14 protein-coding genes are annotated in these 15247 nt (G+C 34.4%); 4 read left to right on the top strand and 10 right to left on the bottom strand.

The genetic code is table 11. The features are described 5' to 3' along the window. Positions 1-9: 9 nt before the first annotated feature. The 10 genes from N4A40_01570 to N4A40_01525 form a co-directional block, all read right to left on the bottom strand. Positions 10-618: an FMN-binding protein gene (locus N4A40_01570; GenBank protein ID MCT4660521.1), complete on the bottom strand. Its 609-nt coding sequence runs from the start codon at positions 616-618 to the stop codon at positions 10-12. Positions 619-795: 177 nt separating this feature from the next. Continuing rightward, positions 796-1815 carry an FAD:protein FMN transferase gene (locus N4A40_01565; GenBank protein ID MCT4660520.1) on the bottom strand — a complete coding sequence of 340 codons (1020 nt, stop codon included), beginning with the start codon at positions 1813-1815 and terminating at the stop codon, positions 796-798. A 79-nt stretch (positions 1816-1894) separates the two neighbouring features. Beyond that, positions 1895-3490, bottom strand: a complete 1596-nt coding sequence (locus tag N4A40_01560; GenBank protein MCT4660519.1) for a S8 family peptidase — start codon at positions 3488-3490, stop codon at positions 1895-1897. A 111-nt stretch (positions 3491-3601) separates the two neighbouring features. Beyond that, on the bottom strand, positions 3602-4534 hold the full coding sequence (pfkB, locus tag N4A40_01555; protein MCT4660518.1) for a 1-phosphofructokinase: 933 nt from the start codon (positions 4532-4534) through the stop codon (positions 3602-3604). A gap of 60 nt (positions 4535-4594) precedes the next feature. Then, positions 4595-4924, bottom strand: a complete 330-nt coding sequence (locus N4A40_01550; GenBank protein MCT4660517.1) for a PTS fructose-like transporter subunit IIB — start codon at positions 4922-4924, stop codon at positions 4595-4597. Positions 4925-4986: 62 nt separating this feature from the next. Further along, the gene (locus N4A40_01545; protein MCT4660516.1) at positions 4987-6081 is read right to left on the bottom strand and encodes a PTS fructose transporter subunit EIIC; all 1095 of its coding nucleotides are present in this window, start codon (positions 6079-6081) and stop codon (positions 4987-4989) included. A gap of 74 nt (positions 6082-6155) precedes the next feature. Beyond that, complete coding sequence (locus N4A40_01540; protein ID MCT4660515.1) at positions 6156-6602, bottom strand: fructose PTS transporter subunit IIA; 447 nt, start codon at positions 6600-6602, stop codon at positions 6156-6158. Between the two features lies 1 nt (position 6603). Continuing rightward, positions 6604-8622 carry a BglG family transcription antiterminator gene (locus tag N4A40_01535; GenBank protein MCT4660514.1) on the bottom strand — a complete coding sequence of 673 codons (2019 nt, stop codon included), beginning with the start codon at positions 8620-8622 and terminating at the stop codon, positions 6604-6606. Between the two features lie 158 nt (positions 8623-8780). Then, complete coding sequence (locus N4A40_01530) at positions 8781-9317, bottom strand: hypothetical protein (protein ID MCT4660513.1); 537 nt, start codon at positions 9315-9317, stop codon at positions 8781-8783. Between the two features lie 88 nt (positions 9318-9405). Continuing rightward, a complete protein-coding gene (locus N4A40_01525) occupies positions 9406-10167 on the bottom strand; it encodes a DeoR/GlpR family DNA-binding transcription regulator (protein ID MCT4660512.1) in 762 nt (253 codons plus the stop codon). A 186-nt stretch (positions 10168-10353) separates the two neighbouring features. Here N4A40_01525 and N4A40_01520 point away from each other — a divergent pair, with 186 nt between their 5' ends. Genes N4A40_01520 through fsa form a run of 4 tightly spaced genes read left to right on the top strand, consistent with a single transcriptional unit; the run spans position 10354 to position 15100 of the window. After that, entirely contained in the window at positions 10354-12651 is a 2298-nt protein-coding gene (locus N4A40_01520; GenBank protein MCT4660511.1) for a formate C-acetyltransferase, read from the top strand. An 11-nt stretch (positions 12652-12662) separates the two neighbouring features. Continuing rightward, positions 12663-13487 carry a [formate-C-acetyltransferase]-activating enzyme gene (locus N4A40_01515; GenBank protein MCT4660510.1) on the top strand — a complete coding sequence of 275 codons (825 nt, stop codon included), beginning with the start codon at positions 12663-12665 and terminating at the stop codon, positions 13485-13487. Positions 13488-13535: 48 nt separating this feature from the next. Then, positions 13536-14396 (top strand): sugar nucleotide-binding protein, encoded by an 861-nt coding sequence (locus N4A40_01510; protein MCT4660509.1) that lies wholly within the window; start codon positions 13536-13538, stop codon positions 14394-14396. Between the two features lie 26 nt (positions 14397-14422). Then, entirely contained in the window at positions 14423-15100 is a 678-nt protein-coding gene (gene fsa, locus N4A40_01505) for a fructose-6-phosphate aldolase (protein ID MCT4660508.1), read from the top strand. Positions 15101-15247: the final 147 nt, after the last annotated feature.

Below are 15247 nucleotides of genomic sequence, written 5' to 3'. Positions count from 1 at the left end.
TTCTTACTTCTACTTAGCGTCTTTAAGAGCTTCTTGTGCTAACTTGAAGAATCCATCAACTTTGATAGTAGCTCCTGCAATAGCATCTGTGTGCTGATTGTCTTCTTTGAACTCAATCATAGTAGGATCTTGTGTTTCTATCAAATATGCTTCTACTTTAGCTGCTTGCTCATGCCATGGTGCAATAGCTCCGCCATTTTCTACCATGCCATATTTTCCGTCCATAGAAACTTTCTTTTTGTCGTCTCCACCATCTTTGTGCATACCATTCCAGTCTACTGAAACGATTTTTCCATCTTTTACTTCGATAGTAACATTTGTTTTCCAACCTGATTTTTCACTAAACTCAGCTTCTTCTGCTGTGTAAGTGCCATCTTTGTACGCCATAGTTTCTTCTGCCGTAGCTTCTTCTGCAGTTTCTTCTTTAGCTTCAGTCTCAGCTGGTGCTGCTTCTTCTTTTGTTTCTGTTTCAGCTGGTGCTTTTTCTTCCTCAACAGCTGTTTCTACTGCTGGTTTTTCAGTCTCAGCTGGCTCAGTAGTTTTTTCTCCTGAGTTACAACCTGTCACGGCAAGCATACCTGCCATCAATAATGCTGCTAATAACGATACTTTTTTCATAGTTCTTCCTCCCATATAACATATCCCACAATATTTTTCTTCTCAAGTTTTTTTCAATATATAAATATTGAATACACCAAAACTTAAAAAGCAGTAGCATCTTTGCTACCACTTATAAGTATAATATCCATTTATATTAAAAACAAACAAACTTTTTGTAAATATTTTGTCAAACATCTATTTTACCAATTCATAATTATCATTTCTTAAATCAAAAGCATCTCCTATACCAGATGTCGTATAAATTTTATTTGATTTAGTAATAATTATAGCATCCACATCTTCCAATTTTTCTGCAAGCTCAAGTCCTTTTTCACGACCTAGCAAAAATACAGAAGTAGAAAGTGCATCTCCATCTGTAGATGAATCACTCATTATAGTAACACTCTTCAAATCATTATTTTCCGGATAGCCTGTAAATGGATTTATCATATGATGATACCTAACACCATCTATCTCCACATATCTCTCGTAAATTCCAGAAGTAACTATAGATTCATCTGATAAGCTAAGTACTCCTAGACTCTCACCTCTAAGTTCATCTGGATCTTGAAGCGCTACTTTAAATGGCACGCCAGGAGCCTTTTCTCCAACGACAACTACATTTCCGCCCAAATTTATAACAGCACGTTCTATCCCCTTAGACCTTATAGATTCAACCAATTTGTCAGCTATATATCCCTTTGCTATACCGCCCAAATCAATCTTCGTATTTGCTGAAGCAAATGAAATTTTATGATCCGAAATATCTATACTTTTGTAATCAACCTTAGATTTTGCTATTTCTATATCCTCATCACTCGGAACTTCTGTTGGTTGATTTTGAATATCCCAAAGATCTACAAGTGGTGCAATAGTCACATCATAATATCCCTTTGAAAGTTCTGAATAAACAAAGCTCCTCTCTAACAGCTCCTTTAATTCATCGCTCAATACATTCGATTCTCTTTTATTAACTCTATAAACTTCACTTTTTTCATCATGTGCATCTAATTTCTCGTCGTAAACCTCAATCAAATCAAATAAATCACTCATATACTTTGAATCATCTCCGTATAGAGTTATCGATACCAATGTGTCTAGTAAAAATTCTGTTTCCGTAGTTGGCTCTAAATCAACTGTTTTAGGCTCATTAGAGCTATTACATCCAGAAAGCAATATCATCACCATCATAATTATTATCCCAAATTTTTTCACTACTGCTTCTCTCCCTTTGCACTTTCATTTCTTTCAAATCCCGAGTGCAGTATACCTGATTCCAAAGAATCTGTCAATTCTAATCTACATTAAAAGTCATCTTTATTGGCTCTTTCAAAAATTTACCATCCTTGCTCTTTACTTTTGTAGATATATATAATGTATAGTTTTCTCCAGATTCATAAGACTTCACCGGAGTAATCTTTAGTGTTTTCTTATCTTCTGACAAAGCAAATTTTACATCAAATTTTCTATTTAATGCATCCCTAACTAATATTGTTGTATCATTTAAACTACTCATTTCCAATACCTGATTAAATTTCACCTGCCAAACTTTATTTATATCAGATGTTGTTTTACTATCCCAAATTTGCCATTTCTCATCTGGTAGCTCTGCACCTTCTAAATTTTGAATTAATTGTTCTACAGCCTTTAGTGGCTGTACTAGACCATAGCCGTAGTCATCATCTTTTCCCTTATCACCCAAATCTATAGCAGTCTCAGCAAGCAATTCTCGTATCTCAAATGAAGAAAGATCTGAATTTAGACTCTTAAGTATAGCAGCCGCTCCAGCTACAAATGGTGATGAAAATGATGTTCCCGATGTAGATTCATAACTATCATATGGTTTAGTAGTGAGTATTTCTTCTCCAGGACCCACAAAATCTACAAATTCATTTGACTCCGAAAAGTAAGATACACTTTGTTGTTCCGAAACAGAACCAACAGATATGCTTTCTTCATAAGCCGCCGGATAAAATAGCGGATTTCCTTTTTGTCTAAAATTACCAGCTGATGCAAATACCATTATTCCAGCATCATTAGCTCTCTGTATTGCTCTGTGATATGCATAGGAATACTGACTAACACCAGAACTGATATTTATTATATCTACATCTTTTTCTATAGCATAATCTATAGCAGCTATAGCATAACTCACATACATCCTTCCCCATATATCTTCAACCTTTAATGGTAATATCTTTATAGGTAAATCTCCTGCTATTCCTGCTATCCCCTTGCCATTATCTACTGTAGCACTTATCACACCGCTTACTGCTGTTCCATGACCTGCATAGTCAGTAAGTGAATCATTTCTATCTCCAAAATTGTATCCACCATTTGCTATTCTTCCCACCAAATCTTCATGGTATTCATCAATTCCCGAATCTATTACAGCCACGACTACATCTTCTCCACGCGAATCTACTCTATCCCAAAGCTTTTTTATCTGATACTGCGCTAAATACCATTGATTTTCATAATATGGATCGCTCACATCATCTAAATACTCTAGTTCATAATCTTTTTCTACCAGTTCAACACCGTCTTGTTTTTTTAAATTCTCTATATACTCATCCGCATCCACAGACTTATCCAATGTTATTTGTTCCGTACGTATTCCTTTTTTATCAAAAACAACTTCTTGAGATTGAATCATATCTCCAGATATACGTTCTAAAGGAGTCTTTTTGTCAATACTACCTTCTGATTCTGCAGCATTTTTAGCAAACTTCTGGATTACACTGTTCTCTAATTTATCAGACTCATATATTACTATGAGTCTTTCACCTGTAGGCTCATCTTCGCTATTTTCTTTCTCAGCAAAAGCCACAGTTCCTAAACATAAACTAATCATCACAAAAATCATAGCAAGTATCCAATGTCTTCGCATAACAAACACCTCTCTCTAGTTATCTTTTACCCTTATCTGATAATTATAAAAGTGAATTGTGTCATTATTGTGTTCTAGCTGTGTGTTTTTGTAATAGTCTAAATTGATATTCTAAATCAGCTCTATCTCTATTTGAGAATAAAGTTTTTCAATGGTATGCAAATCTCCTGTCTGTGTTCCTTCAGTCATGACATTTGCCGTACTAGTAGCAGCTGCCCACTTCGCCATATTTTCAAGATTATCGCGTCTTTCTAGTGATAATGCCAGTGCTGCAACCATAGAATCTCCTGCTCCCACCGTGCTCTTTACATCTACTTTTATGCCTTTTGCCCAAACACTTTCACTTTTCGTAATAAAATACGATCCATTGCCTCCATCCGATACTACTATATACTCTATGTCATATTCTTCTATCAATTTTCTCGCTGCTATAGCTACCTCTTCTTTAGTGTTTATCTTTATATCCAAAAGCATTTCCAATTCCTCAACATTTGGTTTTATCAGACTTGGACCAGCTTCTAGTCCTTTTTCAAACGAAGAGCCTGATGCATCTAATATAGTTTTCACACCGATTTTTGATAATTTCTCTATTATGTTTTGATATACATTATCTGGCACATTTTGAGGAAGGCTCCCTGCTAATACAGCAATATCTCCTTCGCTTATATTCTCTGTAAATTTTCTAAGTACAAGATTAGTTTCTTCTTCACTTATAAATGCGCCCTTTGCATTTAAATCTGTGAACGTCTTGTTCTGTGGATCTACTATTTTTATATTTACTCTCGTTTCCCCACTAGTCTTTACAAAGTCACTTTCTATATTCATCTTTTTTAATTCTTTATGTATCCATTCTCCACTATCTCCGCCTAGTAACCCCATTGCAATACTTTTAGAGCCTAGTGCTTTTATTACTTTTGATACGTTTATTCCCTTTCCAGCTGCATCTTTTCGACTTTGTTTTATTCTGTTTACCTCATCTAATCTAAAATTTTCTATGCTTATAGTTTCATCTATAGCCGGATTTAAAGTAAGTGTTTTGATCATAGTTTTCTCTCCTTTAAAAAAGGGCTGTCACACATCAAACGTGACAGCCCTCTAGTTTTATTATTTTGCTGCTTTTTTCTTGCTCTCAATATGAGCTTCAATTTTTTGAAGCAAAGGCGTTGTCTTCTTAATTACATCACCAATGGAAACATTTACTACTGGAATCCCAGCGAAACGCTCCTTGTTCTTAATCGCCATATCTTTCGTCAAAATAACAACATCAGCTCCTTTTAAATCTTCTGCTGTAATCTCGTTTTCTATACCGATTGATCCCTGAGTTTCCACTTTAACTTCATGTCCTCTTGCCTTAGCCTCTTTTTCCAAAGCCTCCGCTGCCATATACGTATGTGCCACTCCTGATGGACACGCTGTTACCGCTAATATTTTCATTGGTCTACACCCTTTCTTCACTATTTCCCATGATTTTCTTCTCTTACTATTTTACCATAAATTTATTCGAAACTGATATCTAATTCATCATCTAAACTATCATCTGAATTTTCTACTGAAGTCTCTTGTACTTCTTTCTTTAAAAGGTTTACTACTATTGCAGTAACCCCTACACCTACAATTGTTGCTATAACATATCCAAGCTTACCTGATGCTACTGGAAGTACAATCCAACCTCCCCAAGGAGCTGGGTTGCCTGCGCCTAAAAGCATTGATGTAACAGCTCCAGCTGCAGAACCTGCTATGATCGACGGAATTACTCTAAATGGATCTGCTGCCGCAAATGGAATTGCTCCTTCTGTTATACCAATCATTCCCATCAAAATACCAGCCTTACCAGCTTCACGCTCTTCTGCTGTGTATTTCTTTGGTGCTAAAAACGTAGCCACACCCATACCAATTGGAGGTGTACAAATAGCAACCCCGATAGCTGCCATGATTTTAAGTGCCATAACACTTGGCATACCAGTTGCTGGATCAATAGTTGCAACCATTGCCGCACCAAAACCATAAGCTACTTTATTTACTGGGCCACCCATATCAAAGGCAATCATAGCTCCAAGAACTACAGCTAAAACTACCAAGTTACCTGTTCCAAGACCCTCTAGCCAAGCACTCATACCAGTCATGATTGCAGCAATAGGTGCTCCTACTACCCATACAACCAATCCACCTACTATAAATGTTCCAACCAAAGGAATAACAAATATAGGCATTACAGAACGCATTATTGAAGGTACTTTTATCTTCTTCAAATAGTAAACTACAATACCTGCCAAAAGACCTGCCACGATTCCTCCTAGGAAACCAGCACCAATCTGATTTGCCAAAAATCCACCAATAGCTCCTGGTGCAATACCCGGTCTATCAGCCATTGAAAATGCAATAAAACCTGCTAAAATCGGTACCATAAGTCCAAGACCTGCTGCTCCAATATCAAATAATTTCTTTAAATTAGTGCCATCCGCTGGTACAGCTGCTGATCCTGACAATAGTACAGATAGAGCTAACAAAACTCCCCCTGCTACAACAAATGGAATCATATAAGATACTCCACTCATCAGATGTTGTCTCGTATTTTTCAATAACTCTTTCATAAAAATCCCCTTTCTCCATGAAATTCTGAGGTCTCCCTCTTTTATAAAAGACAAATAGCTAAGCTATTCGTATTTTAAACCTCATCAAATGACAATAACTCTAAAACTTCATCTATAGTTCCTACAGCTCCTAGCTTCTCTCTAAATTCTTCTCTCATTATTGATCTAGATATCTGAGCTAGTATTTTAAGATGGCGATTTCCAGCTTCTGCTTCTGGAACTGCTATCAAAAACACATATCTAGCAGATTCTTCATCGCTCCACTTCACTTCATTTTCCAATCTAGCAAATGCAAGTGATGCTGTCTTTACTGATTCTGTCTTGCCGTGTGGTATAGCAACGCTATAGCCAACCGCTGTAGAAAACTGATCTTCTCTTGCTTCTACTTGCTGTACAAAACCTTCGATATCATGTAAGCGACCTTGTCCTTCAATCATCTTTGCCATCTCATCTATAGTTTCCTTCTTGCTAGTTGTCTTCAAATCTAATGTAATCAATTCTTTAGTAATCAAATCACACATATTAAACTCCTCCTGTTTTAAATATCTCTATAATCTCAAAACACGCCTTGCTCTCTTCGATTCTAGTCAAAAAATCATTGTGCTCAAGTAATGCATACAATCTCTTGAAAAATGCTTTGGTTGAATCAATTTCTTCAAATTTAAGTGCTAAAAGCACCACGAGTTTGATTTTGTTTTTTTGCCATGTTATAGGCTTATTTAATTTCACAATACATATCTTTGAATCATTTACAAAGTCTTGAGTTGAATGAGGAATCGCTACTCCATTTCCAATATAAGTGGAACCCCTTGTCTCTCTAGCTATAACATTTTGAGTAAAACCAGGCTTTACAAAACCCTTTTGTTCTAGCTTAGCTCCATATTTTTCTATCAGCTCTACAAAGTTCATACTAGCCGATTCGATAAAACAAAGTTCGTCTTCTATTACTTCCTCTATTATCTCCTGCTCTTTTGTTTTGTGAGAAACTTCCTTTATATTACCCTTACCAAACTTCAGCATTGCCTTCTGAATCTTTAGTAAATCTCTCTCTGAAAGCAGTGCACTTACCTGCACTATTTTTTCACTTTTGAACGAAGTTCTAACCGTTGATATGATTAAATCCACTTCATCAATAGCACTCTGTGTAACTTGACTTACAGAAAGTGTCTTCACTATATCTATTCCGTCAAATTTATCATTCAACTTCACTGTAATAAATTGAGCTGTTCCAATACCACTAGAACAAACTACCATGACTCTAGTTTTCTGATTAGCCCTGCCCATAGCACCTGCTATATGCATCGCTATATATCCTACCTCATCTTCATTTATTTGTACGCCTAACATTCTCTCAAACACAGGACTACACGACCAAGCAGCACCAAATATACTAGTATACTCTGACTTAATTCTATCTAATATTGGATTTCTAAGTTTGAGTCCATTTTTAAGCCTAAATATAGTTGGTCTTAGATGAAGAACTAATGAAGTTAAAAGTATTTGGTCATTTGAAAGATTAAATCCTAATATCTGCTCTGCAAGGGTCATAATTTCCTTAGCCATATCTACACAAAGCTCTTCTCCCACTTCTACTATGAGCTCACTTTCTAAAGCATCACTAAATTGCTGCACTTTTGATCCCAGTATATGAAGTGTTAAATAACCGATTTCCTCCTTTGGAAAATTAATTTCAAAAGCCTTACTGAGCCTATCTAAAAGCTCACTTGCCCTCTCATACTCTTCCTTAGTTTCCATTTGCTCTAACTTTTCCTCTGCAAACTCTATTGGCTTTTCATGTTTAACTCTTTCAAGAGCTATAGCTATGTGTATCATGAGGTTAATAAATGCTTGGTCTGTAAAATAATATCCTAGCCCATCCTCTGTCTCTTGTATAGCTTCTTGTATTTTCCCAAAATCTACTTTAGGGAAAAATGACTTCATCCTCTGAAAATTCTCATCAGAAATTCTATAATCTAGCGATTCAATTTCTTCTAAATCACTTTCAGTTTCATTTTTCATTTCATGAAACAAATCTATCATAGCTCTTCTGTAAGCCTTTTCCTCGCCTTCAATCCAAAGTCCCTGATTTTGGCGTTTGTGTAATACCAGCTCTCTATTATCAAGCCAAGATTCTATATACGATAAATCTTTTGCTATACTAGCTTGACTACAATAAAGCTCCTCTGCAAATAACTTAGCTGTATAACTCCATTTGTTCTCAAACAATGTCTTAAGTATATACTTTCGTCTATATACAGATGTATACTTCTCTGTTTGACTATCTCTTTCAAGCCATTTGCTCTTAAACTCTATTCTCATATCACTATCTGCATCTATATAAACACCGACATGAGGTTTTTTGACAAGATTCATCCCAAGCTGCTTTAGTTCTCCCTCTAATTCATTAAGATAACTCCTAGCAGTTCTATTAGATACTTCTATTCTATTTGCCAATTCACTTACAGTAACAGCCTCTTCAGTTTCTAATAAGTAGAGCGCCATCTTTTTTTTAAGTAATTCTTTGTTCTTAATGGTGATCACTCCCATCTCCAAATACTGAGTCTGTCTCTCTGTGATTTAATACTATCATCTATACCAAATTCACACCATATACTCAGCTTCATACTTTTGCCACTTTATTGTGGCAATTTTTAATTAAAAAGCTCCGCAAGAATTATCTAGCAGAGCCATACAGTCATTTATTCCATTTTTAATTCATTCCGCCTACTCCTTATACCCAATAAGACGATTCTATATATCATTATGAACAAAATCAGCTCAAAATAATCTATATATATGAACTTAAAGAGATTTTCAATTATAACATTTGAAAAAATTGAAACTAAAAAAACATTAAAAAACAAAATTTCTGTATCCAAAAATCCATCAAACCATTTTCTAGTCTTTATATTCGTAACTAGAGTCATAATCAAGCCTATATTTGCTAATATCAGAATTATATTTACAAATGCAATTCTATCAATAGTACCAACTAATCCAAATATGAGTGCCGTAACTATGGCTGCTATTATCATATACATTTTAGAATATCTATCGTAAAATTTTTTCAGTATATAATCTATAGCTAGTATTCCAGTCCCTATAAAAAAGATGCAAAATACATTAAATAATGCTTCTTTAATTCCTACTTCATTTCCTCCAAGCTGTGTTAAGGCAAATAGAAAACTTGCAAAAATTATAAATTTAGCGTCTTTCATAGCATTATCACCTTCCATAATATATTTTAAAACACTTTCAGTATATCATAAGAACAGCGCATACTCCACACCTTTTAATTTTTGCAGTTAAATTCATATCTCTAAATTATAATACTTCTATACCTAGTTTTTCTATCTCTATTTTAGTATTATTGTCTTTTATTTCATCTAATACTAGAGTATCTATTTGATCAAGTTCTGCAAATTTACAAGTCCCATCATAATAAAACTTTTCACTACTCATAACTAGAACTATTTTTTTAGCAGATTTTATGATAGCTCTTTTGGTCTGTGCATCCTCTGCATCAAATGTTGTCACGCTTTGGTCTTCTAAATCTACTCCACAGCTTCCTATAAAGGCTTTATCCGGTTTATACTGAACCACACTTGCTATGGTAGTCGCTCCTACAAATCCATCTAATGATCTGTTTAGAACTCCTCCTGTCGCAATCAAGTTCACATGCTCTGACTTATTTAGAACAGTCATTATATCTATCATATTTGTTATTACAGTAAGTGGAACATCCCCACTAGCTATTTCTTCTGCTATAAGTATATTTGTAGTCGATATATCTAGAAATATCGTTTCATTTGCTTTCAATAAGCCATAAGCTTTTCTAGCTATTTTACTCTTTAAATCAATATCTAGATGCTTTCTATTTAGCACATCCTTTAGTGGTGCTTTTTGCCTTTTTTGCACTGCTCCACCATATATTCGCTTTAATTTACCATCACTTTCTAACTGTTTTAAGTCTTTTCTAATGCAATCCTCTGTAACTTCAAAGCGTTTACTAAGTTCTTTTACTACCACTTTGCCCTCTTTATTTAGAATATAAAGTATTTTTTCCAAACGTTCTTGTGCAAACACTGAACCCACTCCCTCTAAGCTTTTAAGACTTTTTTTACTTATCTTATTCTTATATATTACATCGAATTCCAAAAATTTTCTATTGAAATATCAAAATTTTAGTTGTAAAATAATATAAAACAATAAAAAACAATACGAAACAATAAAAATATAGATGTGATTTGTATTTAAAGAGGAGGCCATAAAATGCTAAGTCCTAGACTAGAGTCAATAAAAAATGAATTATTTAGTGCCCGAAGAGAAGTATCTCTAGAAAGAGCATTGTTGTATACAGAAAGTCATAAATCTACTGAAGGTTTACCAGAAATTCTGAGAAGAGCGCACGCAACAGCTCACATATTAGACAATGTAAATATTGATATCAGAAAGGGTGAATTAATTGCAGGAAATCGAACTCTAAAGCCTAGAAGTGGCATAGTCTCTCCCGAAATGGATCCGCAGTGGATATACGATGAACTTGATATATTAGAATCTAGACCTCAGGATAAATTTTTCATATCAGAAGAGGATAAAAAAATATATCGTGAAAAACTCTATCCCTACTGGAAAGATAAATGTCTCAAATCTCATATTTGGCCTCAAATAGATGGTGAATTAAAATCATCCATTGATCTAAAAATCGTAAAACTAAATCAAACCGACAAGGGTCAAGGACATATAATACCTGATTTTCCAAGACTTTTAGATAAAGGTCTTGACTCGCTGATAAATGATGTCAAATCAGCTACGCTAAATGACACAAAAAATGATTTTTACAAATCTGCTTTGATAGTCTTAGAAGCCTCGAAACGCCATATTTTAAGATATGCAGATATAGCTAGAGAACTGTCTCAAAATGCAGATGACGAAAGAGCAAAAGAACTCCTTGAAATAGAGCGAATCAGTAAAAAAGTATCTCACAGTGCTCCTGAGACATTTCATGAAGCCTGTCAATTGCTTTGGTATTTTTGTGTAATGCTTCAATACGAATCAAACGCAAGTTCAATATCTCTAGGCAACTTCGATACTTACATGAATACTTTCTATACATCTGATATTAAAAATGGAATATCTCCAGAATTTCTTAGAGATATTTTGTCATCATTTTGGCTTAAAACTAATGATGTAGTACTCATAAGAAGTAGCAACAGCGCCAAATACTTCGCTGGATTTCCAACAGGTTACACTATCACACTTGGTGGACTAACTCCTGATGGCAAATCCTCTGTAAATAAGCTATCGTATCTTTGTCTAGATACATATGCTGACATCAAATTACCGCAGCCAAATTTAGGTGTTAGATTAAATTCTAATATTGAAAGAGCTTTTTTGAACAAGACCTCAGAAACCATAAGACTTGGTACAGGCATTCCTCAAATATTCAACGATGAAGTAATAGTTCCAGGATTTCTAAATAGAGGTGTAAGTTTAGAAGATTCTAGGGATTTTTCAGTAGTTGGATGTGTAGAACTTTCAATACCAGGAAAAACTTATGGTCTTCACGACATAGCACTATTTAATTTATTAAAACTATTTGAAGTAACTTTGCAAGAACAGAAAAATAATGAGGATTTGACATTTGATGGACTCATAGAACATATAAAATCAAATATAGATTACTATGTGGATTTAATGGTAAAAGGCTCGAATATAGTAGATATTGGCCACAAGAAATTTGCTTCGGTTCCACTTCTATCAACTCTAGTAGATTCTTGTATAGAAAAGGGGTTAGATATAACGGCTGGCGGAGCAAAATACAATTTTTCTGGAGTTCAGGGTATTGGTGTAGCTAATTTGAGTGATTCGCTCTATGCACTAAAATCTATAGTTTTTGATGAGAAAAGACTTTCCTTAAATGAATTAATTGATCATCTTGAATCGAATTTTGAGAGTGCTGAAGGTGAAAAACTTCGCATAAGACTTATAAATAAATATCCAAAATACGGAAATGATATAGACGCTGTGGATAATATCGGTTCTGAATTGTTAAGATATTATAATAAAAAAGTTGAATCTTATAAAACTCCTCGAGGTGGTAGTTTCACTCCTGGATCTTATACAGTCTCTGCTCACGTACCTCTTGGTGCAGCAGTTGGTGCCACTTCTGATGGTAGAAAATCAGGAGAGCAATTAGCTGATGGTGGCTTATCTCCTATGGTTGGACGTGATGTAAAAGGTCCTACCGCTGTACTTAAAAGCGTAAGTAAACTTGATAATTATCTTACTAGCAATGGCAGTTTGCTTAATTTAAAGTTTTCTCCTAAGACACTTGAAGGCATTTCTGGGGTTAATAAATTGAGTGATTTTTTAAATGCTTTTATGCAATTAAAGATTCAACATGTACAATTCAATGTAATATCTGCCGATACTTTAAGAGAAGCTCAAAAAAATCCGAACGATTACAAGGGTTTAGTCGTAAGGGTTGCAGGTTATAGTGCATTTTTTACCGAGCTTAGTAAAGCTATACAAGATGATTTAATAGCTCGAACTGAACACGCTTTATAGGGGGATTTGGGATGAAAGGTTTGATATTGAATATACAACGCTATTCACTTCACGATGGTGGAGGAATAAGATCTATAGTTTTTTTTAAGGGATGCCCACTGCGCTGCCCGTGGTGTAGCAATCCCGAATCTTTAAAATTTGATATAGAATACGCTATAGTTGATTCAATCTGTCTTCACTGTGAAAAATGTGAAATGGATATAGATGAATGCCCATCTAGTGCATACACTCAATTTGGAATATATCTAAGTACTGATGAAATTTTAGAAGAAGTTTTGAAAGATCATATTTTTTACCAAAATTCATCGGGAGGAGTAACATTATCTGGTGGTGAAGTTTTGATGCAAGCTGATTTTGCAATAGAACTTTTAAAGAAACTCAAAGAACTTGGCATAAATACTGCAGTAGAAACATCTGGAAATGGCTCTTCTGAAAAATTACTAGAAATGGCTCCTTATGTAGATACTTTTCTATTTGATCTAAAAATAATGGATGAAAAGAAATCTAAATCGCTGCTAAATGCCGATTTACCTTTAATTCTCGGCAATTTCAAAGCACTTGTCGAAAGTGGCTACAAAGTAATCCCTAGAGTTCCTTTAATTCCAAATTATACAATGACACCTAAAAATATAGCTTTAATAATGGGCTGGGTCAAATCATTTGACCTAAAGGAAATACATCTACTTCCATTTCACCAATACGGAAGTAAAAAATATTCATTTCTTGGCAAAGATTACGCTTTGTCTGATATTAAACCTCCTAGCGATAAAAAAATAGATATCATAAAAAATAAGATGCTAGAACATGGACTAAATCCAATCGTAGGTGGTATATAGTACTTAGCTTTGATTAATAAATACTAATCATTATAGGAGGACTTGTAAATGAAAAAAATATTGATAACTGGAGGCCGTGGTTTCTTTGCATCTAGGCTTAAGCTTGCACTAGAATCAAAATTTGAAATATTATCTCCTAGTCACAAAGAACTCGAAATACGAGATTTAGATCAAGTAAATTCTGTCTTTGAATCTTTCAAACCGGATTATGTAGTACACACTGCTGCTGTTGCACAAACAGCTTTTTGCAATGAAAATCCTGATATTGCAAATGATATAAATGTAAATGGGAGCATAAATATAGCTAAAGCCTGCAACAAAATAGGAGCTAAAATGGTTTTTATAAGTACGGAACAGGTGTTTAACGGCAATTTAGAACCAGGTCCATATGATGAATCACACGTCCCTAATCCAGATACCGTTTATGGTCAAACAAAATTAGCTGCTGAAAAAACTCTATCTGAGATACTAAATGAACTTTGGATACTTAGGTTTACTTGGTTATTTGGTTTACCTGAAAGAAATGCAGGCATGTCTCCAAATATACTTTGGGATACTTTGAATTCTACTATGCATCAAAAGATTATAAAAGCATCTACTAATGAGTATAGAGGACTTACCTCTGTCTATGAGCTAGTAGATCAATTTGAGAATGTTTTCGATATACCATATGGTATTTACCATATAGGTAGTGAAAATCCAATGAGCAGATACGATTCTGTAAAAACCATATTTGATACTCTAAATTTATCTGATTTAAAGTATTTGGAAAAAGATGAAGCATCCTATAAAGCTAATCCTCGAGATATAAGGCTTGATTGCTCTAAAATAAGAAATTTAGGATTTAAATTCTCCCCATCTCCTGAGTCTCTTGTCACATGTTTAAAGGAGTTTTCCATAGTAAAATAATATTAGAATGTAAAGGAGAAAGATTAATGATTTATGTATTAGACACTGCAAACCTAGAACAAATTAAGAAGGCCTATGAGCTATATCCAATGAGTGGGGTTACTACAAATCCTACCATAATATCAAAAGAGAATCGTCCGCTATTAGATATCCTTAGAGATATAAGAGCTATCATAGGTGATGATTCGATGCTTCATGCTCAAGCTGTCAGCACTATCGCTGAAAAAATGGTAGAAGAAGCCGAATTTTTACAAAGTGAAATCGGTGGCAATTTTTATATCAAGATTCCTGTAACTAGTCAAGGCATCAAAGCTATGAAAATTCTCAAGCAAAAGGGTATAAAAATAACAGCTACTGCCATATTCACTCCTCAGCAAGCTCTTATGGCTGCTGTAGCTGGTGCTGATTTTGTAGCTCCATATGTAAATAGAATCGACAATATAACTGGCGATGGAGTAAATGTAGTCGCTGAAATAAAGTCTCTATTTGAAAACTATGAGCTAGATACTCAAATACTAGCTGCATCGTTTAAAAATGTTCAGCAAGTTCACGATGTATCTCTAGTCGGCGCTCATTCTGTAACGATAAATGCAGAAATCATGGATAAATTATTAGATCATCCTCTTACTACTTGGAGCGTAGATCAATTTATTTCTGATTGGGAAAATGTTTATGGCAAAGGAAAAACAGCTTTAGATAGCTAAATACGATTAATTATATGCAAAAAGTGGACGAATTCGTCCACTTTTTATAGTTTAATATATAAGCTCTCTAAAGCTCTTATGTTTAGTAAAAACTTATGTCCTTTTCTATTTATTAATCTTCATTTATAAAGTTTAATAAATTCTTTA

The sequence above is a fragment of the Tissierellales bacterium genome, from assembly GCA_025210965.1.
In the GTDB taxonomy this organism is placed as follows: Bacteria; Bacillota; Clostridia; order Tissierellales; family JAOAQY01; genus JAOAQY01.
The sequence above is the reverse complement of the archived record's forward strand: the minus strand, read 5'-3'. Positions and strand labels throughout refer to the sequence as shown.